At 60.5% G+C, this 21,572-nt stretch carries 17 protein-coding genes; 8 read left to right on the forward strand and 9 right to left on the reverse strand.

Annotated features, from left to right (window positions below):
- Window positions 1–393 precede the first annotated feature (393 nt).
- The 6 genes from HX839_RS22965 to cobA all read left to right on the forward strand — a co-directional run bounded on the left by HX839_RS22965 (window position 394) and on the right by cobA (window position 9,736).
- The gene (locus tag HX839_RS22965) at window positions 394–1,605 is read left to right on the forward strand and encodes a NarK/NasA family nitrate transporter (protein WP_003215029.1); all 1,212 of its coding nucleotides are present in this window, start codon (window positions 394–396) and stop codon (window positions 1,603–1,605) included.
- A complete protein-coding gene (locus tag HX839_RS22970) occupies window positions 1,605–3,275 on the forward strand; it encodes a bifunctional protein-serine/threonine kinase/phosphatase (RefSeq protein ID WP_177023065.1) in 1,671 nt (556 codons plus the stop codon). Before HX839_RS22965 ends, HX839_RS22970 begins: the two co-directional genes overlap by 1 nt.
- 232 nt (window positions 3,276–3,507) lie before the next feature.
- The gene (gene nirB / locus HX839_RS22975) at window positions 3,508–5,961 is read left to right on the forward strand and encodes a nitrite reductase large subunit NirB (RefSeq protein ID WP_003215025.1); all 2,454 of its coding nucleotides are present in this window, start codon (window positions 3,508–3,510) and stop codon (window positions 5,959–5,961) included.
- Window positions 5,958–6,275, forward strand: coding sequence for a nitrite reductase small subunit NirD (gene nirD / locus HX839_RS22980; RefSeq protein ID WP_003215022.1), 318 nt, complete (start codon window positions 5,958–5,960; stop codon window positions 6,273–6,275). Before nirB ends, nirD begins: the two co-directional genes overlap by 4 nt.
- Window positions 6,275–8,983 carry a nitrate reductase gene (locus tag HX839_RS22985; RefSeq protein ID WP_177067715.1) on the forward strand — a complete coding sequence of 903 codons (2,709 nt, stop codon included), beginning with the start codon at window positions 6,275–6,277 and terminating at the stop codon, window positions 8,981–8,983. Before nirD ends, HX839_RS22985 begins: the two co-directional genes overlap by 1 nt.
- A gap of 9 nt (window positions 8,984–8,992) precedes the next feature.
- Complete coding sequence (cobA, locus tag HX839_RS22990; RefSeq protein ID WP_177046131.1) at window positions 8,993–9,736, forward strand: uroporphyrinogen-III C-methyltransferase; 744 nt, start codon at window positions 8,993–8,995, stop codon at window positions 9,734–9,736.
- A gap of 60 nt (window positions 9,737–9,796) precedes the next feature.
- On the opposite strand, the gene HX839_RS22995 is transcribed toward cobA, so the two are convergent.
- From HX839_RS22995 to ppsA, 8 genes are all read right to left on the reverse strand, one after another.
- Complete coding sequence (locus tag HX839_RS22995; protein WP_003215016.1) at window positions 9,797–10,780, reverse strand: OmpA family protein; 984 nt, start codon at window positions 10,778–10,780, stop codon at window positions 9,797–9,799.
- Window positions 10,781–10,887: 107 nt separating this feature from the next.
- The gene (gene sigX, locus HX839_RS23000) at window positions 10,888–11,478 is read right to left on the reverse strand and encodes an RNA polymerase sigma factor SigX (protein WP_003215014.1); all 591 of its coding nucleotides are present in this window, start codon (window positions 11,476–11,478) and stop codon (window positions 10,888–10,890) included.
- 87 nt (window positions 11,479–11,565) lie between these two features.
- Window positions 11,566–12,390 carry a mechanosensitive ion channel domain-containing protein gene (locus HX839_RS23005; RefSeq protein WP_008432650.1) on the reverse strand — a complete coding sequence of 275 codons (825 nt, stop codon included), beginning with the start codon at window positions 12,388–12,390 and terminating at the stop codon, window positions 11,566–11,568.
- 2 nt (window positions 12,391–12,392) lie between these two features.
- Complete coding sequence (locus tag HX839_RS23010) at window positions 12,393–12,638, reverse strand: hypothetical protein (protein WP_003215011.1); 246 nt, start codon at window positions 12,636–12,638, stop codon at window positions 12,393–12,395.
- Window positions 12,639–12,724: 86 nt separating this feature from the next.
- A complete protein-coding gene (locus tag HX839_RS23015; protein ID WP_003215009.1) occupies window positions 12,725–13,720 on the reverse strand; it encodes a zinc transporter ZntB in 996 nt (331 codons plus the stop codon).
- 25 nt (window positions 13,721–13,745) lie between these two features.
- Window positions 13,746–14,237, reverse strand: a complete 492-nt coding sequence (rraA, locus tag HX839_RS23020) for a ribonuclease E activity regulator RraA (protein WP_003215007.1) — start codon at window positions 14,235–14,237, stop codon at window positions 13,746–13,748.
- Between the two features lie 222 nt (window positions 14,238–14,459).
- Window positions 14,460–15,449 (reverse strand): alpha/beta fold hydrolase, encoded by a 990-nt coding sequence (locus tag HX839_RS23025; protein WP_003215005.1) that lies wholly within the window; start codon window positions 15,447–15,449, stop codon window positions 14,460–14,462.
- Between the two features lie 107 nt (window positions 15,450–15,556).
- Window positions 15,557–17,932 (reverse strand): phosphoenolpyruvate synthase, encoded by a 2,376-nt coding sequence (ppsA, locus tag HX839_RS23030; RefSeq protein ID WP_003215003.1) that lies wholly within the window; start codon window positions 17,930–17,932, stop codon window positions 15,557–15,559.
- A 178-nt stretch (window positions 17,933–18,110) separates the two neighbouring features.
- Here ppsA and HX839_RS23035 point away from each other — a divergent pair, with 178 nt between their 5' ends.
- The gene (locus HX839_RS23035) at window positions 18,111–18,929 is read left to right on the forward strand and encodes a pyruvate, water dikinase regulatory protein (RefSeq protein ID WP_003215001.1); all 819 of its coding nucleotides are present in this window, start codon (window positions 18,111–18,113) and stop codon (window positions 18,927–18,929) included.
- A gap of 173 nt (window positions 18,930–19,102) precedes the next feature.
- On the opposite strand, the gene HX839_RS23040 is transcribed toward HX839_RS23035, so the two are convergent.
- On the reverse strand, window positions 19,103–20,527 hold the full coding sequence (locus HX839_RS23040; RefSeq protein ID WP_102370226.1) for a PLP-dependent aminotransferase family protein: 1,425 nt from the start codon (window positions 20,525–20,527) through the stop codon (window positions 19,103–19,105).
- 150 nt (window positions 20,528–20,677) lie between these two features.
- On the opposite strand from HX839_RS23040, the gene HX839_RS23045 reads away from it, so the two are divergent.
- The gene (locus HX839_RS23045; RefSeq protein ID WP_166742189.1) at window positions 20,678–21,571 is read left to right on the forward strand and encodes a DMT family transporter; all 894 of its coding nucleotides are present in this window, start codon (window positions 20,678–20,680) and stop codon (window positions 21,569–21,571) included.
- The last annotated feature ends 1 nt before the right edge of the window (window position 21,572 follow it).

A 21,572-nucleotide genomic window follows, 5' to 3' on the forward strand; every position in this document is an offset into this window, starting at 1 on the left:
GGGGCATGCCGAGCCTAAGCGAGGCACCGAGTGGTGGGGCAAAGACCTTTTGGTTACTTTTGGGGCGTTTGCCAAAAGTGACCCGCTGTAAGAGCGGAACCCTAAGCCGCCGTTACCGCAGCAACGGATATGTACACCACACCACACCACACCACACCACACCACACCACAACGCCCCCACCCCCTGTTGGCCCACCTCTTGCTAAAGAATCCCCACAGGTAGCCAACGGCGGTTGCCCCCTCCACGACAAAGACGTCGCACACCCGGTTTGCCCCAGCGAACCCGGTGGCGGCGTTTTTTCGTTTTGGCCCCATAGCCCGGGGCCGATGGGGCGGCCACAGCCGCTCCATCACCAGGCCTTCTCATAAGACCCCTTACCGCTGAGGTGCGTGATGAAATCAAGCTTCTGGAAATCCGGTCACACCCCGACCCTGTTCGCCGCGTTCCTGTATTTCGACCTGAGCTTCATGGTCTGGTACCTGTTGGGCCCATTGGCGGTACAAATCGCCGCCGACCTGCACCTCACCACCCAACAACGCGGCCTAGTGGTCGCCACCCCCATCCTGGCCGGCGCAGTGCTGCGGTTCCTGATGGGCATGCTCGCCGACAAACTCTCCCCCAAGACCGCCGGCCTGATCGGCCAGGTGATTGTCATCGGCGCCTTGTTCGTCGCCTGGAAACTCGGAATCCACAGCTACGAGCAAGCCCTGCTGCTGGGCATGTTCCTCGGCATGGCGGGAGCCTCGTTCGCCGTCGCCCTGCCCCTGGCGTCCCAGTGGTACCCCGCCGAGCACCAGGGCAAGGCCATGGGCATCGCCGGCGCCGGCAACTCCGGGACGGTGTTTGCGGCCCTGCTGGCACCGGTGCTCGCCGCCGCGTTTGGCTGGAGCAATGTGTTCGGCTTCGCACTGATCCCGCTGATCCTGACGCTGATCGTCTTCGCCTGGCTCGCCCGCAACGCCCCGCAACGACCCAAGGCCAAGTCCATGGCCGACTACTTCAAAGCCCTGGGCGACCGCGACAGTTGGTGGTTCATGTTCTTCTACAGTGTGACCTTCGGTGGTTTCATCGGCCTGGCCAGCGCCCTGCCCGGCTATTTCAACGACCAATACGGCCTGAGCCCCGTCACCGCCGGCTACTACACCGCCGCCTGCGTATTCGGCGGCAGCCTGATGCGGCCTTTGGGCGGCGCCCTGGCCGACCGTTTCGGCGGGATTCGCACCCTGCTCGGCATGTACGGCGTGGCAGCGATCTGCATCGCGGCGGTGGGGTTCAACCTGCCAAGCTCCTACGCAGCACTGGCGCTTTTTGTGTGCACCATGCTCGGTTTGGGTGCCGGTAACGGTGCAGTCTTCCAACTGGTGCCCCAACGCTTTCACCGCGAGATTGGTGTGATGACCGGCCTGATCGGCATGGCCGGCGGCATCGGCGGTTTCGCCCTGGCGGCGGGCATGGGCGCGATCAAGCAAAGCACCGGCAGCTATCAGTTGGCGCTGTGGTTGTTCGCCAGCCTGGGCGTGCTGGCCTGGTTCGGCCTGTACGGCGTCAAGCGTCGCTGGAGAACCACTTGGGGCTCGGCTGCGGTGACGGCTGCACGGGTCTGATGAGCCTGCAACTGAGCTTCGCCCAAGCCAGCGCCACCGGCCCACGACAGGAAAACCAGGACGCCTTGCGCCTGGTCACTCCCGCCCCGGAGCTGGCCGCCAGCAAAGGCTACCTGTGTGCCATCGCCGATGGCGTCAGCCAATGCGCCGATGGCGGACTGGCTGCGCGCTCGACCTTGCAAGCGCTGGCCCTGGACTATTACGCCACGCCGCAAACCTGGGGCGTGGCCCAGGCCCTGGAACGCTTGCTGGTGGCCCAGAATCGCTGGCTGCAAGCCAACGGCGGCGGCCAGCCGTTGCTGACCACCCTCAGCGCCCTGGTGTTTCGCGGCCAGCGTTTTACCCTGGCTCATGTGGGTGATTGCCGGGTGTATCGCTGGCTCGATGGCCAGTTGCAGCGCCTGAGCCAGGAGCATGTGTGGGAGCAACCGGGCATGCAGCATGTGCTCAAGCGCGCCATGGGCCTGGATCAGCATCTGGTGCTGGATTTCCTCGACGGCGAGTTGCGGGCAGGCGAGTGTTTCCTGCTGCTCAGCGACGGCGTGTGGGCGACCCTGGATGACAACAACATCAGCGCAATCCTGCGGGAACAGTCGGACCTGGACCTCGCGGTAAACACCCTGGTCAGCGCCGCGCACCTGGCCGGTAGCCAGGACAACGCCAGCGCCCTGCTGGTCCGCGTCGACCAGCTTGGCGCCGCCACCCTCGGCGATGCGCTGGTGCAGTTGCAGCAATGGCCCCTGCCGCCCCCCCTGAAACCCGGCCAGCGCTTCGAAGGCTGGCACGTAGAGTCGCTGTTGGGGCAAAGCCGCCAATCCTTGCTCTATCGGGTGCGCGATGCCCATCAACAGGCGTGGCTGCTGAAGACCTTGCCGCTCAGCCACGACGATGACGTGTTCGCCGCCCAGGCATTGCTGTCAGAGGAATGGTTCCTGCGCCGGGTCGCCGGCCGCGCGTTTCCTGAAGTCCATCCAGCCAGTGGCCGTCAGCATTTGTACTACGTGATGCGTGAATACTCCGGCCAAACCCTGGCCGAACTGTTCAAGCACCAGGGCCCATTGCCCCTGGCGCAGTGGCAAACCCTGGCCGAGCGCCTGTTGCGTGCCGTCGGGCTGCTGCACCGCCGGCAGATCCTGCACCGCGACATCAAGCCGGAAAACCTGCTGCTGGCCGAGGATGGCGAATTGCGTGTGCTGGACTTCGGCCTGGCCTACTGCCCCGGGCTCTCGGAGGATCGCGCGCACCTGTTGCCTGGCACGCCAAGCTTTATCGCCCCGGAAGCCTTCAATGGCGAACGCCCTACCCCGCAACAGGACCTGTATAGCGTCGGTGTGACCTTGTATTACCTGCTCACCGGGCATTACCCCTACGGCGAAATCGAAGCTTTCCAGCGTCCCAGGTTCATTACGCCTGTCGGCGCCAGCCGCTACCGCCCCGACCTGCCCGACTGGCTGCAACAGAGCCTGGAGCGCGCAGTCGCCGCGCAACCCGAGCAGCGTTATGAAACTGCCGAGGAATGGTTGCTGGTACTGGAGCAGGCGGATCGCCGCGAGTTGAGCACGCGACCAAAACCGCTGCTGGAGCGCGAACCGCTGAAGGTCTGGCAAACGTTGGCCGTGCTGTCGTTGCTGATCAATCTGGTGCTGTTGTACTGGCTGTTGCACCACTAAGAGGCGAATTTTCTCGATACATCGCCGCCTCACTTAGCAAAACCGGCCAAAATCCTACTTGGCACAACCGCTGCATTAGCTTTCCCATCAACACACATATAGCCGCACCTTCAACGTCGAAGGTCGGGCTTCCCGAGAGAACGGGACCAGGACAAAGGCGTCCTCGCTACTTACGTAGCGGGGACGCCTTTTTTTGTTGCGCACGATTTGTCGAGCCACTGCGGAGAACGACATGAAGAAACTCAAACTGGTGATGATCGGCAACGGCATGGCCGGGGTTCGCACCCTTGAAGAATTGCTCAAGTTGAGCAGCGACCTGTACGACATCACCGTTTTCGGCGCCGAGCCCCACACCAATTACAACCGCATTTTGCTGTCGCCGGTGCTGGCCGGTGAGCAGACCTTCGAAGAGATCGTGCTCAATGACTTGAGCTGGTACCTCGATAACAACATCAAGCTGTTGCTTAACCGCAAAGTGGTGCAGATCGACCGGGTCAAACGCAAAGTCATCGCCGAAGACGGCAGCGAGGCCGAGTACGATCGCCTGCTGATCGCCACCGGCTCCACGCCGTTTATCCTGCCGATCCCGGGCAATACGTTGCAGGGTGTGATCGGCTACCGCGACATCGCCGACACCCAGGCCATGATCGACACCGCCAAGACCCACAAGCACGCGGTCGTCATCGGCGGCGGCCTGCTGGGCCTGGAGGCCGCCAACGGCCTGATGCTGCGTGGCATGCACGTGACCGTGGTGCATATCGGCGAGTGGCTGCTGGAACGGCAACTGGACAAGACCAGCGGCCAGTTGCTGCAAACCGAACTGGAAAGCCGTGGCCTGGTGTTTCGCTTGAAGGAGCAGACCGAGGCGCTGCATGACGCCGGCAACGGCCGCGTCGGCTCGGTGCAATTCAAGAATGGCGATGTGATCCCCGCCGACCTGGTGGTGATGGCTGCGGGCATCCGCCCCAACACCGAACTCGCGGAAAAATCCGGCATCCCGTGCAACCGCGGGATTCTGGTCAACGACACCCTGCAAACCTACGACCCGCGCATCTATGCCATCGGCGAATGCGCCAGCCATCGCGGGATTGCCTACGGCCTGGTGGCACCGCTGTTCGAGCAGGCCAAGGTCTGCGCCAACCACCTCGCCCAGCTGGGCTTCGCGCGCTATCAAGGCTCGGTGACCTCCACCAAATTGAAAGTGACCGGCATCGACCTGTTCTCCGCCGGGGACTTCATGGGCGGCGAAGGCACGGAAACCATCACGCTTTCCGACCCGATTGGCGGCGTGTACAAGAAGCTGGTGATCAAGGACGACATCCTCGTCGGCGCCTGCCTGTACGGCGATACGGCTGACGGCGGCTGGTATTTCCGGCAGATCCGTGAGAACCATGCCATTGGCGAGATCCGCGATCACCTGATGTTCGGTGAAAATGCTTTGGGCGATGTAGGCCACCAAGGCCAGGACAAAGCCATGAGCATGGCCGACACCGCCGAAGTCTGCGGCTGCAACGGCGTGTGCAAGGGCACCATCGTCAAGGCGATTCAGGAACACGGGCTGTTCAGCGTCGACGATGTGAAGAAGCACACCAAGGCTGCGAGTTCCTGCGGTTCCTGCGCCGGGCTGGTGGAACAGATCCTGATCAACACCGTGGGCGGCGCGGCGGACGTCAAACCGAAAAGCGAAAAAGCCATCTGCGGCTGCAGCGACCTCAACCACGGGCAAATCCGCCAGGCCATCCGCGACCAGCACCTCCTGACCATCGCCGGCACCATGAGTTACCTGAACTGGCGCACCCCGAACGGCTGCGCCACCTGCCGCCCGGCACTCAACTACTACCTGATCTCCACCTGGCCCGGCGAGGCAAAAGACGATCCGCAATCGCGCCTGATCAACGAACGCGCCCACGCCAATATTCAGAAAGACGGCACCTACTCGGTAGTCCCAAGGATGTGGGGTGGTGTGACCAATCCGTCGGAACTGCGGCGCATCGCTGATGTGGCCGACAAGTACAACGTGCCGATGGTCAAGGTTACCGGCGGGCAGCGCATCGATTTGCTCGGCATCAAGAAGCAGGACTTGCCCGGCGTATGGAAAGACCTCGATATGCCATCCGGCCATGCCTACGGCAAATCCATCCGCACCGTGAAGACCTGCGTCGGCAGCGAGTTCTGCCGCTTTGGTACGCAGAATTCCACACAGCTGGGGATTGAGCTGGAACATGACCTGTTCAATATGTGGTCGCCCCACAAGGTCAAGCTGGCAGTGTCCGGCTGCCCGCGCAACTGCTCGGAAGCGGGGATCAAGGACGTGGGAATCATCGGCGTCGATTCCGGCTGGGAGATGTACATCGGCGGTAACGGCGGGATTAAGACCGAGGTCGCCGAGTTCTTCGTCAAGCTGAAAACCGCCGAAGAAGTGCGCGAATACAACGGCGCTTTCCTACAGCTCTACCGGGAAGAGGCCTTCTACCTGGAGCGCACCGTGCACTACCTGCAACGGGTCGGCATGGAGCACATCAAGAAGGCTGTACTGGAAGACCCGGCGCGGCGCCAGGCACTGAATGAACGCCTGCAATTCTCCCTGTCGTTCGAGCAGGACCCGTGGAAAGAACGCCTGGAACAGCCGCTCCTGAAAAAGGAATTCGACACCATCCCCGTCAAACTGCTGGAGGTGCCGGCATGAACTGGCTGGATATCTGCGCCCTCGAAGAAATCAACGCCCTGGGCTCGCGCATCATCAGCGGGCCAAAAGGCGACATCGCAATTTTTCGTACCAGTGACGACGAGGTTTTCGCCCTCGACGACCGCTGCCCGCACAAGGGTGGCCCGCTGTCCCAAGGCTTGATCTACGGCAAGCGCGTGGCCTGCCCGCTGCACAACTGGCAGATCGACCTGGAGTCCGGGGAGGCCCAGGCACCGGACGTCGGCTGCGCCCATCACCACCCGGCCCGCGTGGAAAACGGCCGGGTGATGTTGGCCCTGCGGGACGCCGGTTGATGAACCGCCAGACCACCGCGTCCACCTGCTGCTACTGCGGGGTCGGTTGCGGCGTACTGATCGAGCATGATGGCTCGCAGATCCTCGGCGTCAGTGGCGATCCGAGTCATCCGGCCAACTTCGGAAAATTGTGCAGCAAGGGCTCCAGCCTGCACCTCACCGGAGACCTCGCAGCCCGCGCGTTGTACCCGGAACTGCGGCTGGGCAAAGGCCTGGCCCGCAGCCGCACCGACTGGGATACCGCCCTGGAGCACGCGGCGAACGTGTTTGCCGAAACCATCGCTGAACACGGGCCGGACAGCGTCGCGTTCTATATTTCCGGGCAGTTGCTGACCGAGGATTACTACAGCTTCAACAAACTGGCGCGGGCGCTGGTGGGCACCAACAATATCGACAGCAACTCGCGGCTGTGCATGTCCTCGGCGGTGGTCGGCTACAAGCGCAGCCTGGGGGCCGACGCGCCACCGTGCAGCTACGAGGACCTGGAGTCGAGCGACTGCGTGATGATCGTCGGCAGCAATATGGCCTACGCGCATCCGGTGTTGTTCCGACGCCTGGAGGAAGCCAAGGCCCGCCGGCCACAGATGAAAGTGCTGGTAATTGATCCCCGGCGCACCGACACCTGCGACTTGGCGGACCTGCATCTGGCGATTCTGCCGGGTACGGATGTCGCATTGTTCCATGGGATCCTGCACTTGTTGTTGTGGGAAGACTGGATCGACCGTGACTTTATCCAGGCCCATACCGACGGCCTGGTCGAACTCAAACGCCTGGTTCACGACTACACACCGCAAATGGTCACGCAGTTGTGCGGGATCAGTGTCGAGCAACTGCACCTGTGTGCGGAATGGGTCGGCACCTCGGCGAGTTTTCTGTCGTTGTGGTGCATGGGGCTCAATCAGTCCACCGCCGGCAGCGCGAAGAACAGCGCCTTGATTAACCTGCATTTGGCGACCGGCACCATCGGCCGCCCTGGCTGCGGACCTTTCTCCCTGACGGGTCAGCCGAATGCCATGGGTGGGCGGGAAACCGGCAGTTTGTCGAATTTACTGCCTGGCCATCGTGAGGCTGCCAACCCCGAACATCGGGCAGAAGTAGCCGCGTATTGGGGGGTCGACCAACTGCCGGCCAGCACCGGGCTGACCGCCATCGAATTGTTTGAACAGATGCAGGCCGGCAAGATCAAGGCCCTGTGGATCGCGTGCACCAACCCCGCCCAATCCCTGCCCGACCAGAACACCGTGCGCCAGGCCCTGGAAGCGTGTCCGTTCGTGGTGCTACAGGAAGCCTTTCGTACAACCGAGACGGCGCGTTACGCCGACCTGTTGCTGCCAGCCGCGAGCTGGGGCGAGAAGGAAGGCACAGTGACCAACTCTGAGCGGCGCATTTCCCACGTTCGCCGAGCCATCGCCCCACCTGGGGAAGCGCGCCCGGACTGGGCAATCACCGTGGATTTTGCCCAACGCCTGGAGCAGCGTCTTTGTCCCGGAAAACCGGGGCTTTTTGCCTTTGAGCAACCGGCGCAGATCTTTGATGAATACAAGCTGCTGACCCGTGGGCGTGACCTGGACCTGTCGGGTATCAGCCACGCGCTGCTGGACCGGATAGGCCCGCAGCAATGGCCATTCCCGGCCGATGCGGTGGGCGGAACACCAAGGCTGTACACCGACGGATTTTTCCCTACGGAGACTGGCCGCGCGCACTTTGTCGCCGACCCTTATCGCGCCGCCAAGGAGCAGCGTGACGCGCGCTTCCCACTCACCCTGATCACCGGCCGCCTGCGGGACCAATGGCATGGCATGAGCCGCACCGGCACCGCTGCGCAGCTGTTCGGCCATGTCAGTGAAGCAGTGCTCAGCCTGCACCCGGACGAACTGCGTCGCCATCGCTTGAAGGAAGGGGATCTGGTCAGCCTGAAAAGCCGGCGCGGCAGCGTGATTGTGGCCGTCGGCAGCGATGACAGCGTGCGTCCCGGCCAGGCTTTCCTGCCGATGCACTGGGGCGACCGTTTTCTTAAAGGCGGCGTAAATGCGCTGACCCAGCCGGCATTCGACCCGCTGTCCAAACAGCCGGAACTCAAGCACAGCGGCGTGCGCCTGGAGGCGGTGCGACTGCCCTGGCACTTGTTTGCGCTGATTGAAGGCGATGTGCAGCAACACTTCGAAGCGTTGCGACCGCTGTGTGACGGCTTTGCCTACGTCAGCCTGAGCCTGACCGGACGCGAGCGGCCTGCCCTGCTGATTCGTGCGGCGCATCACGAGGCGCCCGCCCTTGAACTGCTCAAGCAGATCGACCAACTGCTGGGCCTCAACGACGGCCCCGTGATGGCGTACGACGACCCGCGGCGCTCCATTGGCAAGCGGGTAAAGATTGAAAAAGGCCGTATCACCGCGATCCGCCTGGCTGGCGAAACCCTGGCTCGCCACTGGCTGCAAAGCCTGTGGCTGGAAGGTCGCACCGATGAGCAGTTACGCCGCTGGTTGTTGGCACCATTGAGTGCGCCACCGGGGGGCGGCTCGAGCAGCAACAAGACGCTGTGCAACTGCAAGAACGTCAGCGAAAGCGCGGTCTGCGCCGGCATTGCCCGGGGCCTGGACCTGAACGGGCTGAAGCAGGAACTGGGTTGCGGCACGCAATGCGGCTCCTGTGTGCCGGAAATCAAACGGTTATTGGCGAACGGCGAGCAGCCAATCGCGATCAGAGTGTGAGGCAAGCATATGAGCGCAAAAGTCTGGCTGGTGGGCGCAGGCCCCGGCGATCCGGAACTGCTGACACTCAAGGCGGTGAGAGCCCTGCGGGAAGCCGATGTGGTGCTGATCGATGATCTGGTCAACCCGGCGCTGCTGGAGCATTGCCCCGCTGCACGGCTGATCACCGTGGGCAAACGCGGTGGCTGCCGTTCCACCCCACAGGCATTTATCCATCGCCTGATGTTGCGTTATGCCCGGCAGGGTAAATGCGTGGTGCGGCTCAAGGGCGGCGACCCGTGCATTTTTGGTCGCGGCGGCGAAGAGGCGGCGTGGCTCAGGCAGCAAGGGGTGGAAGTGGAGTTGGTCAACGGCATTACGGCAGGGCTGGCCGGGGCAACGAACTGCGATATCTCGCTGACGTTGCGCGGTGTCAGCCGTGGCGTCACGTTGGTCACGGCCCATACCCAGGACGACAGCAGCCTCAATTGGCGGGCCCTGGCCGAGGGCGGCACGACGCTGGTGATCTATATGGGGGTGGCGAAACTGGAGGAAATCCGCCGGCAATTGCTGGAAGGTGGCATGAGCGATGACATGCCGGTGGCGATGATTGAAAACGCTTCACTGCCACAACAGCGCGAATGCCGCAGCAGCCTCGCCCGGATGCAGGATGATGCGCACGAATTCGCGCTCAAGAGCCCGGCTATCCTGGTGATTGGCCGGGTTGCTCAAGCGACGCAGGCGCTTGCGGCCCTGGCCAGCGCCACGGCCTGAGGCAAATTGCAGGCGAAAAAAAGCCCGGCCTAAGCCGGGCTTTTTTCTACAACTCAGTAATTACTGAGCTGCTTGTGCTTCTACCGAGGCTTCTACGCGACGGTTGATAGCACGGCCAGCTTCAGTTGCGTTGTCAGCAACTGGGCGGGATTTGCCATAACCAACCGAGCTTACACGGTTAGGAGCGATACCGTCTTTGACCAGGACTTGCTTAACAGCGTCAGCACGACGCTGGGACAGCTTCTGGTTGTAAGCGTCAGGACCGACGGAGTCAGTGTGACCTTCAACAACGGTGGTGGTTTGTGGGTACTGTTTCATGAAGTCAGCGAGGTTTTTCACGTCGCCGTAGCTGTTAGGCTTAACAACCGACTTGTCGAAGTCGAACTTCACGTCCAGCTCAACACGAACAACCTGAGCAACCGGAGCTTCTGGCTCTGGGGTTGGCTCTGGAGCTGGTGCTGGGGTAGGAGCTGGAGCAGTTTTGCCAGCGTTGCCGCCGAAGTTTACGCCCAGGCCAACCAGTGCGGAGTAGTCCCACTTGCCGTTGTCGATAGCGTAGTCAGCTTCAACACCAGCACGTGCGAACAGGTTGTCGGTGAAGTAGTACTTCACACCAGCGCCAGCGATAGCCAGGGTCGATTGATCGCGACCTTTGTGACCATCAGCTTCAACGTTGGTACGGCTCTGGTGGCCGAAACCGCCCTCTACGTATGGACGCAGGGAGTCGACGCCAGCTTGACCGAAGTGGTACTGGGCAGTAACGCTGCCGGTATCACCTTTGATCTTCTGGTTGCCAGTACCGTCGTTCGAACGGGTGTGGTTGGTAGTGTCGTAGTTCAGGTTGATCGACACGTCGTCGGTCAGGAAGTAACCGATGCTGGCGCCAGGATTGAAGCCGTCTTCGATATGTTTGACGCTATCGTTGAACTGCTTTTTGTAAAACAGCTGGCCTTCAACTGCGCCTTGGCCTTGTGCCAGAGCGCCGACAGAAGTGGCAGCAATAAGAGTACCAATGGCCAAGCCCAAGGTGTTTTTCAGTTTCATCCGTTAAATCCCCATCTGGTGATTGTAAAGCAGTCCCACATACCGGGGGACAACTCGGCGACAAGTCTAACAGAACTTGCCTACACGTAAGAGATATTTGCCACGCACTAAGTTTCAGTGCTGCCCGCAAATTTCTCACGTAATTTATCAAGAGCGCGTTTGTAACGCATTTTTGTAGCACTCAAACCCATATGCATGATGTCAGCGATCTCCTGAAACTCCAGCTCTGCGACAAATCGTAGCACTAGAATTTCCCGATCAATCGGATTCACATGCACCAACCAGCGATCGAGTCCGCCCTTTTCTTCCGGGGTAGGCGCCTTTTCCTCAGACGCTTCCTCAAGGGGGTCCAGACTCAAAGCATCCATCAAGCGACGCTTTCGCCGTTCCTTCCGATACTGCGTGATGCACTCGTTGTACGTGATGCTATAGAGCCATGTCTTGAACTTCGATTTTCCCTCGAAGTTCTTCAGGCCGTATAGCACCTTGAGCATCACTTCCTGACAGACATCATCCGCATCTCTATCGTTCCCTAAATACCTTGAACAAACGTTGAACAGAGTGCGTTGATACCTGCGCATCAATTCTTCGTACGCGCGTGTTACGTGAAACAGCTCCGTGTGCGAGCGCGCGACCAACTCCTCATCAGAGAGCTCACGGGGGTCATAGCGCGTGGACAGCGTTTGGGCTTTATTCAAAACAAGTCGTGCCGACAGTCAGGTCAATGTCCGCCATGGCCTGGATACCCAGGTTTGCGGCGGCGTACATTAGCAGGATTCGCCGGGTTAGCGGCTAGTCACATGCTGTTCCAGCAGGATCCGGTTCGAAAGCGACACCAGTTCGCCATCGTCCGTCAGCACTGTCGTCTTGACCGTGCCGATCTCCTCGATCTGCCCTTCGACCTCGCCCACACGCACTTGTTGCCCAACCTGATATAGCTCACGCACATAGATTCCCGCAAGAATCTGCCCGGCAATTTCCCGGCTTCCCAGTCCCATGGCCAGCGCAACGGCCAGACCAACGGTAATCAAAACAATCACAATCACATGGTTCAGCAGGTCAGTCTTGACCTCCAGCTGGCTGATCGCGACCGAAATACTGATGATAATCACCAGACCCTGGGCAATTCGCCCCAGGCCGCTGGCGTAATCCAGACCCACGCCTTCAGCCGCGCCACGCACCAGGCCATTGGCCAGTTGCGCCAGCAAAACCCCTACCAGCAACACCAGCGCGCCACCGAATACTTTCGGCAAATACAGCGCCAGCATGTCGAGCGTAGCTGAAACTCGCTCAAGTCCAAGGGATTCAGCCGCAGAAACCAGAAAAATCAGCAAAACAAACCAATAAACGATCTTGCCGATCAGTGTCGAGATCGGCACTTGCAACCCGGCACGCCCCAAAATCTTGGTCAGGCCGGTGCCACCCATCAATCGATCAAGACCCAGCTTAGCCAGCAATTTGGAAAGCAGGGTGTCAAGCAGCTTGGCCACGACAAAACCCAGCAGTACCACCACCAGTGCACCAAACAGGTTGGGAATGAAATTCGCCACCTTGGTCCACAACGCAGTCATTGCAGTTACCAGACTCTGGGTCCAGAGATCGAGTTCCATATTCATTCAGCCTTATCAGCAGTGCGTGCAAGAGGTTTACGACGGGAAACCGGTGAGACATGGGCCGAACCATTGTTCAAGGCCATCATCAACGCCGGCAACCAGCGGCCAAGCAGACCGAACAGATCCCCAGCCCCGACCTGGCGGTTGGCGGTTTTCAAGACGCGACCCAGGCAAGCATCGTCGTCCCGGTTGGACGGCGAGGCATTGAGCATGTCACGCAAAGACTGTTCGAACGGATCGTGCATAAAAAACCTCTCGCAAGTGATTTAAAAGACGAGGGTAAAATTCTTCGGGTCACATGACCTCTTTCCACGTTCAGGTCACATTCAGCTCAAACCCAACGTAACCGTCGAAACAACCACCATTGCCCGACCGCCACCGTGACCATCATCAGGCAGGCAATCAGGAACCCGTAAGGGCTGGAAGAGAACGGAATTCCGCCTACATTGATGCCCAGCAAACCGGTCAGGAAACTCATCGGCAGGAAGATCCCGGTGATGATCCCGAAGCGGTACATGGTGCGGTTCATGCGCAGGCTCAAACGCCGGTCTTCGGTCTCCAGCACAAGCCCCACGCGCTCCCGGGCCAGCTCAAGCTCTTCCAGGTAGCGGGTCAGGCTGTTGTTCAATTCATTCCAGTAGTCAGCATCGTCGTCACAGAACCAGGGCAATTTGATCCGGGTCAACTGCGCGAAAATATCCCGCTGCGGCGACAGGAAACGTTTAAGCCCGGCGGCGCGCCGACGGATCTGCAAAACGCTGCCGTGCTCCGGAGTATACCGTTCGTCGGCATCCAGTTTTTCTTCTTCGATATCGACGATTTCGGACAAGTCGCTGACCAGATCCTGAACCTTGTTGGTCAGGTACTGCGCCATATACAGGACCAGTTCCGAGGAAGTCTTCGGCCCCTTGCCGTCTGCCAGTTGCACCAGCAACTCGTCGGTGGCGCGCAATGGGCGCAAACGCAGGGAAATCACCCGCGCTGCCGAGGCAAAGATCCGCACCGAGACCATGTCTTCCGGTTCGGCGCCGGGATTGAGGTTGACCCCGCGCAAAAACAGCAGCAGTTCGGCATCCGGCAGCGGCAACAGGCGTGGGCGAGTGTTCTCCTCCAGCAGCAGGTCACAGGCGAATTCGCTGAGGCCGCTGGATTTGCGCAACCAGGTCTGGGTCTGGGGATGGCTACGGTCCCAATGCAGCCACAGGCTTTCCTGAGGCTGCAGTTGCAGCTCATCAAGCTCTGTCCGGGCAATCGAACGCGCACCACCTTTACCGTCCAGCACCAGGGCATGCACCAGCCCCCACTGCGCGTTTTCTTCCTCGAACATCCTCACCCCTGTCGGCTACTGCTGTTTATTCAGGCATTTTCAGCGGGCTGGGGGAGACGATCACACCGTTATTGTCGGCGTACACGTACTCGCCCGGGCGGAACGTCACGCCGGCGAATGTCACCGCCACGTTCAAATCGCCAATACCGCGCTTGTCAGTCTTCATCGGGTGGCTGGCCAGGGCCTGCACGCCCAAGTCGGTCTGGGCGATTACGTCGACATCGCGGATGCAGCCGTAGATCACCAGCCCTTCCCAGCCGTTTTTCGCGGCTTTCTCGGCGATCATGTCGCCCAGCAACGCACGGCGCAGGGAACCCCCACCATCGACCACCAGCACCTTGCCGGCGCCATTGAGTTCGGCTTGTTCCTTGACCAGGGAATTGTCTTCAAAGCACTTGATGGTCACGATCTCGCCACCAAAGGAGTCCCGGCCGCCGAAATTGCTGAACATCGGCTCAACCACCTGCACCAGCTCCGGATAGGCGTCACACAGGTCGGGGGTAAGGTAATGGTTCATCGAGAAACTCCTGTAGGTGAAAGAAGGTGTCAAACATCCCACTGTTTACTTACATCTGGAAACGCTTTGCCGTGAAGGTTCTTTAATCCGGGCCGAATAGTCAGGCCCATCGGATAGCAACGCAAGACCCACTGCGCGACTGAATATGACCAGAACCACCCAACGCGTCATATCTTAGCCTCTACGGCAAACAAGCGAAACGCCCCTGATAGAGCCTCGCGCTCAAACCGCTGCCAGTTCCTGCGCCTGCGCCCCCAGCAAAGGTGTAAGCGGATTTTTCAACCAGCGCGTCACCAGCGGCCACACTTCAGCCTGGGCGGCCTTGCTGACGAGCATCTCGACATGCCCGAAATCCCCGCTGAACCCTTGCTGGCGCCCCAGGCACAGGTATTGGCGATGCTCGGAGCCGACCTGCTCAAAGAGCTTGCGACAGGCCCAGTCCGGGTCCTGGTGATCGCCGGCGGCGCTCACCGCCAACAGCGGCACGTCAACCTCGGCCAGGCCTTTCCACCAATCCTGCTTACCTTCGCCAAAGCGGCCGAACAGCCCATTCCAGCGCATGGCTTCAATCAATACGCCCGCCGGCTCGTCCTCCGGGCCGCGTTTCCACCGAGCGCCGGACAATTGGCCGAAACGTTTCAAGAGCAGGCGACCGGTCCACTCCACCGGTGGCAACTTCAACGGCCAATGCGTGCGACTGACCTGGCAGCCAAACAGCGCCACCGAGGCCACTGCCGGCGCGCCAAGGTGCTGCCCACCCAGGGCCGCAGCCAGGGTTGTGCCACCCAGGGAATGCCCGATCCAGTGGGGAATCTGCCCGCTTTGCTCACGCACGAAGGCGGCAATGGCCGGCAAGTCGTAGCGAGCATAGTCGGCGACACGATTCCTGGCGTAGTCCTGGTTGCGCCGGGACAGCCCGTGACCGCGCATTTCCGGGATCCAGACGTCAAACCCTTCGCGCGCCAGGTAGGCGCCCAGGCCGATCCCCTTGGGCGAGTACCAGAAGCGGCGGTTGGAAAAACTGCCATGCAACAAAACCACCGGCACGCCCCGGTTTTCCGGGACGTCAGCCAGGCCCAGGCGGGTCACGGCCAGCTCGACGGTACCGTCAGGGCTGTTGCCGGGTTTCAGCCGATACACATCTTCACTCAGGTCGCCACGACGCTCAGCGCTGATCAAGGCGACGGGAAACAGGTTGCTGCTGCTTTGCATAATGCTCTTGCACAAAAAAGGGCGGCGTCCGGAAGGAGTTCCGCCCTGTACAGAATGAGAAATGCCGGCCAACCGCAAGGTTGACCGGCACTTTTGGGTGTTGCGTGTTACGCCTGGGCTTGACCTTCAGCCAGGAAGAACCAGGTTTCCAGTACGGAATCGGGGTTCAGCGAGACGCTTTCGATGCCCTGCTCCATCAGCCACTTGGCCAGGTCCGGGTGATCGGAAGGGCCTTGGCCGCAGATCCCGATGTACTTGCCGGCCTTGTTGCACGCCTGGATGGCGTTGGCCAGCAGCTTCTTGACCGCAGGGTTACGCTCGTCGAACAGGTGGGCGATGATCCCGGAGTCGCGGTCCAGGCCCAGGGTCAGCTGGGTCAGGTCGTTGGAACCGATGGAGAAGCCGTCGAAGAACTCCAGGAACTCTTCAGCCAGGATGGCATTGGATGGCAGCTCGCACATCATGATGACGCGCAGGCCATTCTCGCCACGGGACAGGCCGTTTTCAGCCAGCAGGTCCACCACCTGGCTCGCTTCACCCAGGGTGCGCACGAACGGCACCATGATTTCGACGTTGGTCAGGCCCATCTCGTTGCGCACGCGCTTGAGGGCGCGGCATTCCAGCTCGAAGCAGTCACGGAAGGCTTCGCTGATGTAGCGCGAGGCGCCACGGAAGCCCAGCATCGGGTTTTCTTCTTCCGGCTCGTAAAGCTTGCCGCCGATCAGGTTGGCGTACTCGTTGGACTTGAAGTCCGACAGGCGCACGATGACCTTTTTCGGGTAGAACGCCGCTGCCAGGGTGCTGATGCCTTCCACCAGCTTCTCGACGTAGAAGCCCACCGGGTCGTTGTAGCCGGCGATGCGCTTGTCGACGCTTTCCTTGATGTCCGGCGGCAGGCCGTCGTAGTTCAGCAGAGCCTTGGGGTGCACACCGATCATGCGGTTGATGATGAACTCCAGGCGGGCCAGGCCCACACCGGCGTTCGGCAATTGCGCGAAATCGAAGGCGCGGTCCGGGTTGCCGACGTTCATCATGATCTTGAACGGCAGGTCGGGCATGGCGTCGATGGAGTTTTGCTTGATATCGAAGCCCAGCTCACCTTCGAAGATGAAGCCGGTGTCGCCTTCAGCGCAGGACACGGTCACGCCCTGGCCGTCTTTCAACAGTTGGGTGGCGTTACCGCAACCGACCACTGCCGGAATCCCCAGCTCGCGGGCGATGATCGCCGCGTGGCAGGTACGCCCGCCACGGTTGGTGACGATGGCGCTGGCGCGCTTCATCACCGGTTCCCAGTCCGGGTCGGTCATGTCGGAGACCAGCACGTCGCCTGGCTGGACCTTGTCCATCTCGGACACGTCCTTGATGATCCGCACCTTGCCGGCGCCGATGCGCTGGCCGATGGCACGGCCCTCCACCAGCACGGTGCCGGTTTCTTTCAACAGGTAGCGTTCCATGACGTTGGCCGAGGTGCGGCTCTTCACGGTCTCAGGGCGGGCCTGGACGATGTACAGCTTGCCGTCGTCGCCGTCCTTGGCCCATTCGATGTCCATCGGGCACTTGTAGTGCTTCTCGATGATCATCGCTTGTTTGGCCAGTTCGCTGACTTCGGCGTCGGTCAGGCAGAAACGCGCGCGTTCGGCCTTGTCGACATCAACGGTTTTCACCGAGCGACCGGCCTTGGCCTCGTCGCCGTAGATCATCTTGATCGCCTTGCTGCCCAGGTTGCGGCGCAGGATGGCCGGGCGGCCGGCTTCAAGGGTGTGTTTATGGACGTAGAATTCGTCCGGGTTCACCGCGCCTTGTACGACGGTTTCGCCAAGGCCGTAGGCGCCGGTGATGAACACCACGTCGCGGAAGCCCGATTCGGTGTCCAGGGTGAACATCACGCCGGCGGTACCGGTTTCCGAACGCACCATGCGCTGCACACCGGCAGACAGGGCCACCAGCTTGTGGTCGAAACCCTGGTGTACGCGGTAGGAAATAGCACGGTCGTTAAAGAGGGAGGCAAACACTTCCTTGGCTGCGCGGATCACGTTTTCCACGCCGCGGATGTTCAGGAAGGTTTCTTGCTGGCCGGCAAAGGAGGCGTCCGGCAGGTCTTCGGCGGTGGCCGAGGAGCGCACGGCGACAGCCATGTCGGGGTTACCGGCCGACAGCGTGGCAAACGCGGTGCGGATCTCGGCGTTGAGCTTCTCGGGGAATTCGGCTTCCATGATCCATTGACGGATCTGGGCGCCAGTCTTGGCCAGGGCGTTGACGTCATCGACGTCCAGCGCATCGAGGGCGGCATGGATCTGATCGTTGAGGCCGCTCAACTCGAGGAAATCACGGTAAGCCTGGGCAGTGGTGGCAAAACCACCTGGCACCGATACACCGGCACCCGCAAGATTACTGATCATCTCGCCCAGGGATGCGTTCTTGCCCCCTACGTGCTCTACATCATGGACGCCGAGCTTATCGAGGGAAACTACGTACTCTACCAAGGTGATCTCTCCACTTTCTGTGTTGGAAAAGCTCAGGACGCCGGCGGCTCAGTAGGAGCGGTTACCGGCGTTTGTGGCCTGGACCTGGAAAATAAGTGAGAATGCGGCCCACTGCGGGACGGCAAAATCGCGCCTATCATATCCAAGATTCGTCATCAGCTTAAGGCCCAAGGCTCAAATGAAACGATCTGCTTTCTTTATCTCCGACGGCACCGGCATTACAGCCGAAACCCTGGGTCAAAGCCTGCTGGCGCAGTTCGAAAACATTACCTTCAGCAAATTCACGCGACCCTATATCGATAGCGTGGATAAAGCGCGAGCCATGGTACAACAAATCAATCTGGCGGCCGAAAAAGACGGATTTCGTCCGATCATTTTCGACACCATCGTCAATCAGGACATTCGTGAGATCCTCGCCACCTCCAATGGTTTCATGATCGACATCTTCTCTACCTTCCTGGCGCCGCTGGAACAAGAGTTAAGTGAACATTCGTCATACTCTGTCGGAAAATCTCACTCCATTGGCCATAACTCCAACTATATGGAGCGGATCGAGGCGGTGAACTTTGCCCTCGACAACGACGACGGCGCCCGCACCCACTACTACGACAAGGCTGATTTGATCCTGGTGGGCGTGTCCCGCTGCGGCAAGACGCCGACCTGCCTTTATATGGCCATGCAGTTCGGGATTCGCGCGGCCAACTACCCGCTGACCGAAGACGACATGGAGCACCTGACGCTGCCGAGCGCCCTGCGCGCGCACCAGCACAAGCTGTTCGGGCTGACCATCGACCCGGACCGCCTGACGGCGATTCGCAACGAGCGCAAGCCCAATAGCCGTTACTCCAGCTATGCGCAGTGCGAATTTGAAGTGCGGGAGGTGGAAAATCTGTTCCGCCGGGAAAATATTGCGCACATCAATTCCACGCATTTTTCGGTGGAAGAGATTTCGGCGAAGATACTGGTGGAGAAAGGGGTGGAGCGGCGGTTCAAGTAACTCCGCGCGCTGGCCAAGGTGCTTGTGTGGCGAGGGAGCTTGCTCCCGCTCGACTGCGCAGCAGTCGCAAACCAGACAACTGGTATTTAGTGAATGGCTTTGGGGCTGCTTCGCAGCCCAGCGGGAGCAAGCTCCCTCGCCACAGGGGTCATGCTCACAACAAGCTGTTGGGTTCACAGGTGAAACCGCCCCCCGCCCTGCCCCAGCGCCGTCGCCAGCGCATCGAACCCATCCAGCAGCAACTGATCATCCCCCGACGTATTGCAGATGCTCGCCCGAATGAATTGCGGCACCGCCGTCTGCCCCACCGCGAACGCTTCGGCTGTCGCAATCAGGTAATTGTTCTGCTTTAACTCCGCTTCGATTTCCGACGCGCGCCATGGCTCCGGGACTTCGATCCAGAAGTGCGGGCTGTTCAGGTGAGTGCGGTACTCCAGCCCGATCAACAAACCTTCCACCAGTGCCTTGCGGCGGCTGATTTCCTGGATCTGCTGGTGCAACAGGTGTTCCGCCGTGCCGTTTTCGATCCACTGGGTCGCCAGTTCCAGGGTGACCGGCGTGGCCATCCAGCAGGTGGAACGCAAGGCCGCAGAAATCCGGCTGACCAGCGCCGGCGGTGCATGCACGTACCCAACTCGCAAGCCTGCCGATACCGCCTTGCTCAGGCTGCTGATCAGAATCGTACGCTCCGGGGCAAAATGACTCAGGGGCGGCGGACGGTCTTCCACCAGCACACCGTGGGCCTCATCCTCGAGAATCAGCAGGTTGTGTTCCCGACAGACCTTCACCAATGCCTCACGGCGCGGGACCGATAGCACCGCTGTCGTAGGATTCTGGATGGTCGGCGTGCAGTACAACGCCGACACCCGGTGATTGCGGCAGACTTCATCCAGCGCCCCCGGCAGCAGCCCTTCTTCATCCATTTCCAGGCCGATCAGGCGAATGCCCAGCATGCGCGCGGCGGTGATCAACCCCGGATAGGTCAACTGTTCGGTCACCACCGTATCGCCGGCTCGCAACAGCGCCATCATTGCGCAGAGCAACCCATGTTGGCCGCCGTTCACGCAAATCACCTGCTCGGGAATCGGGTGGAAATCCCGCTGCACCAGCCACTGCGCACCCGCCGCCCGGTAACGCGGCAGCCCGGCATCCGGGGTGTAGGCACTGATGTCCTGCAAGAACTTGGCGTTGTTCGCCAGCGTCTGGAAGCTCTGGGCCAGAAACGTGGTCTCCTGCCCGGGGATGTGCATGTTGCGGCTCATATCAAAGTATTGTCGCGGCTCGTCGCTGAAGTTGCGAAAGCCTTCATCCCGCTGGCGCTCCATCCCACGCTTGCGTACGAAAGTGCCGTCGCCGACCCGCGCCACTACCAGCCCCAGGCGTTCCAGCTCGCCGTAGGCGCGGCTGATGGTGCCAATGGTGACCCCCAGATTGTCGGAAAGCACCCGATGAGGCGGCAGTTTTCTTCCCGGTTCAATCAAGCCTTCAAGGATGCCTCGCTCCATGACATCGGACAGGCGCTTGTACTTCACGCCCTGCCCGTTGGAGAGTCCTTCTCGCATAATTGACACCATGTCAATATTTGTTTTGACAGCCATCATTCGCCCTAATAGTGTGCTTTTACGGGTTCAATCACCGAATCATGGCACTCAATATAGAGGTCAATTCGGTCTCATGGAAGCAATGTCACGATGCCAATGTCCGCCGTTCTCGAAAATGCTGGAAAAACAAAAACTCACAAGCAGTGGTTGGCCGGGCTGATTACCAGTGTGATGTTCCTGATCGTGTGTCTCAGCTGGGGCACTACCTGGCTGGGCATCAAGATCGCCGTGGAAAGCGTGCCACCGCTGACCTCCGCCGGGCTGCGGTTCCTGATCGCGTTTCCGCTGTTCCTGTGTTTCGCCTGGGTGCGCCGCGAGCCGATCCTGTTTCCCCGGGAAAGCCGCTGGTTCTTCGTGTTTGTGACGCTGTCCTACTTCAGCGTTCCGTATTACCTGCTCAACTACGGCGAAATGCATGTCTCGTCCGGCCTCACCGCGCTGCTGTTCAGCTGCATGCCGGTGTTTATCCTGATTTTCTCCGCGCTGTTCCTGCGCGAGCGCATCTACTTTTCCCAGGTGATCGGCATCGCCATCGGGTTCGGCAGCCTGTACATGATCATCAAGAGCCAGGGCCTGCACCTGGACCACGCCGAGTTCTTCGGCGTGCTGGCGATCCTCGCTGCGGCGATCATGCATGCCTTGTGCTACGTGATTACCAAGAAACAAGGCAGTGCCATCAGCGTGATCACCTACAACACCCTGCCCATCGGCATCGCCGGGTTGATGCTGTTTGTCGCCGGGCTGTGGTTTGAAACCCCGACCTTTGAAGACATCACCCTGCGTTCCTGGAGTGCGCTGTTCTACCTCGGGCTGGTGGCCTCGGTGGGCGGCTTTATCGTGTATTTCATGCTGCTCAAGCGCCTGAGCCCGATCATTTTGTCCTTCGTGTTCATCATCTTCCCGGTGTTCGCGGTGATCATCGGGGCCTGGTACGAGGGCGTGCAGATTTCCAGGGACCTGATGATGTATTCGGCGATCCTGCTGGCCGGCTTTGCCATCACCAAGCTGCCCATCGAAAAGCTCCTGGCGAAGAAAAACTGAG

This window comes from Pseudomonas sp. I8001, from assembly GCF_013385345.1.
Classification (GTDB): Bacteria; Pseudomonadota; Gammaproteobacteria; order Pseudomonadales; family Pseudomonadaceae; genus Aquipseudomonas.

Bases quoted from the DNA above. Each gene is read 5' to 3' on its own strand.
- HX839_RS22995 (WP_003215016.1), bottom strand. From the start codon at position 10,780: ATGAAACTGAAAAACACCTTGGGCTTGGCCATTGGTACTCTTATTGCT.
- HX839_RS23040 (WP_102370226.1), bottom strand. From the start codon at position 20,527: ATGGCTGTCAAAACAAATATTGACATGGTGTCAATTATGCGAGAAGGA.
- HX839_RS23010 (WP_003215011.1), bottom strand. From the start codon at position 12,638: ATGCACGATCCGTTCGAACAGTCTTTGCGTGACATGCTCAATGCCTCG.
- HX839_RS22965 (WP_003215029.1), top strand. From the start codon at position 394: ATGAAATCAAGCTTCTGGAAATCCGGTCACACCCCGACCCTGTTCGCC.
- nirD (WP_003215022.1), top strand. From the start codon at position 5,958: ATGAACTGGCTGGATATCTGCGCCCTCGAAGAAATCAACGCCCTGGGC.
- HX839_RS22985 (WP_177067715.1), top strand. From the start codon at position 6,275: ATGAACCGCCAGACCACCGCGTCCACCTGCTGCTACTGCGGGGTCGGT.
- HX839_RS23015 (WP_003215009.1), bottom strand. From the start codon at position 13,720: ATGTTCGAGGAAGAAAACGCGCAGTGGGGGCTGGTGCATGCCCTGGTG.
- cobA (WP_177046131.1), top strand. From the start codon at position 8,993: ATGAGCGCAAAAGTCTGGCTGGTGGGCGCAGGCCCCGGCGATCCGGAA.
- nirB (WP_003215025.1), top strand. From the start codon at position 3,508: ATGAAGAAACTCAAACTGGTGATGATCGGCAACGGCATGGCCGGGGTT.
- HX839_RS22970 (WP_177023065.1), top strand. From the start codon at position 1,605: ATGAGCCTGCAACTGAGCTTCGCCCAAGCCAGCGCCACCGGCCCACGA.
- HX839_RS23005 (WP_008432650.1), bottom strand. From the start codon at position 12,390: ATGGAACTCGATCTCTGGACCCAGAGTCTGGTAACTGCAATGACTGCG.
- rraA (WP_003215007.1), bottom strand. From the start codon at position 14,237: ATGAACCATTACCTTACCCCCGACCTGTGTGACGCCTATCCGGAGCTG.
- HX839_RS23025 (WP_003215005.1), bottom strand. From the start codon at position 15,449: ATGCAAAGCAGCAGCAACCTGTTTCCCGTCGCCTTGATCAGCGCTGAG.
- HX839_RS23035 (WP_003215001.1), top strand. From the start codon at position 18,111: ATGAAACGATCTGCTTTCTTTATCTCCGACGGCACCGGCATTACAGCC.